The organism is Oleiphilus sp. HI0125, assembly GCF_001635355.1.
Genome location: NZ_LWGF01001380.1, coordinates 1 through 692, shown reverse-complemented (window position 1 = coordinate 692; position 692 = coordinate 1). Strand labels below are relative to the sequence as shown.

At 45.7% G+C, this 692-nt stretch carries 1 pseudogene; it reads right to left on the bottom strand.

The features are described from left to right. Window positions 1-692: pseudogene (locus A3762_RS23705) on the bottom strand (glucose-6-phosphate isomerase); the annotation flags it as partial.

Sequence of the window (692 nt, the reverse complement as noted above, 5' to 3'; positions counted from 1 at the left end):
AGACTCGGGGCTAAACATCTCAACAAGTAGTGTATTACTAGGCTTGTTACCCGCGATCACCTTATGCGGTGCGATACGTCGCGCTTCCTCTGGTGCAACACCTTTATCAAGAAGTTCTTGCTCTGCGTTCTTTCGCGATTTTCCAACCATTAGCGCGCGACTTTGAGCTAGACAGTTGCCAAGTAAGTGAGCGTGGTTATCACGTACGGGATAAGGACTGTTTTTCGCAATGATGAAATCGATAGGAACGGCGCCTCGTCCCTGATGAAATAATTGATGATAAGCATGTTGTCCGTTGGTGCCCGCTCCACCGAATAGCAATGGGCCACTGGCATAGCTAATTTGATGGCCTTCTGTATCAGAGGTTTTACCATTGCTTTCCATATCGAGTTGCTGTAAGTGCTCGGGCAAGAATCGTAGTTGATGGTCATAAGGGATAACCGCAATCGATGCGTGACCTAAAAAGCTCCGGTTCCACACTCCGATAAGCCCCAGCATTATAGGCAAATTGTTTTCGAATTCAGTTTCGTAGAAATGTTTATCCATGGCTTCTGCGCCATGCAATAACTTAATAAAATTATCGAAACCAAGTTGGAATGCGATTGGAAAACCTATTGCAGACCATAAAGAGTATCTACCGCCAACCCAATCCCACATAGGAAGAATATTCTCTTCGGCAATGCCAAAGGCAC